This window comes from Erythrobacter donghaensis (assembly GCF_001557325.1).
GTDB lineage: Bacteria > Pseudomonadota > Alphaproteobacteria > Sphingomonadales > Sphingomonadaceae > Erythrobacter > Erythrobacter donghaensis_B.
The window spans coordinates 1-897 of sequence record NZ_LSJS01000204.1 but is presented as its reverse complement, the minus strand read 5'-3'; the positions used below and the strand labels follow the sequence as shown (position 1 = coordinate 897).

General features: G+C 68.1%; 1 protein-coding gene and 1 pseudogene. Both read right to left on the bottom strand.

The genetic code is table 11. The features are described 5' to 3' along the window. A partial coding sequence (locus AX692_RS12195; RefSeq protein WP_073974098.1) for a conjugal transfer protein TraV occupies nucleotides 1-612 on the bottom strand: 612 nt, incomplete at its 3' end. 4 nt (nucleotides 613-616) lie between these two features. Beyond that, nucleotides 617-897: pseudogene (locus AX692_RS12190) on the bottom strand (DsbC family protein); the annotation flags it as partial.

The following is an 897-nucleotide window of genomic DNA, read 5'->3' as shown; positions in this document are numbered from 1 at the left end:
ACCGGCAACGGCCTCGCGCGCCGTGGAGGGGAGGACCAGCGGCGAGGCATCTGAAGTTTCGTTGAAGGGACTGGGGGCATCGGCGCCCCAGATGCCCCCAGCCTGACCCGCGTCGTCGCGTGCAGACGAGAAGGGCGACGCCTCGTCAGCTACGTTCGGGTCTCCTTCCGCACCGTCCGGTGCTGGGGCTCTCTGGGCGGCTTTCAGCTGCCGATGGACCTGGCGCATCAGGGATCCGCCCTGGCCCTCGCCCGCCTTGCGGCGCAGCTCGGTGGCCCAGCGCGGATTTTCGACGACGGTCCAGGCGACCGCTTCGTCATGCAGCGTTCCAGCTTCATCGACATGAGCGGGGAAGACGACGCGCAAGGTGCGTTCCGCTGTGCGGCTGGTGTCGGCATCCACGACGCCTGACTTCTGCCGCGCGTCAGCATGGAGCAGCGTGCCGTTCGACAGATTGTCCGTCGCCTTGGCATCGATAACGTGAGCCGGTGCGCAGTCGCCCTTCGGTGCGCGGCAGGTGAAATCGCCCTCGACGTTGGTGCCGAACGTGGCGCAGCCACTGGCAAGGCCGGCCAGACAGGCGCAGGCAAGGAGACGTGTCGGAAAAAGCATGGGTCTATCCTTTGGGAGCAGGGGTGGGGGCCAGGGAGGGGCCAGCGCGCAGGAAGTCCCGGAGTACAGCGGCAGGCCGGTAGCCTTCGAGAACGGCGCCATCGGCGGGGCGCACGATCACAGGGGTGCCGCCAAAGCCGTGGGCTCGCGCGAAGGCCTCGTTGGCATCGAGACCGCTCGTGTCGCAGGGTTTGGGATTGGCGAGCGCGAGACCCGAATAGGCCATATGCAGCGCCAGCTCAGGCCGCGGCGAGCACAGCACCCGTTCGGCATCGCGCCGGCTTT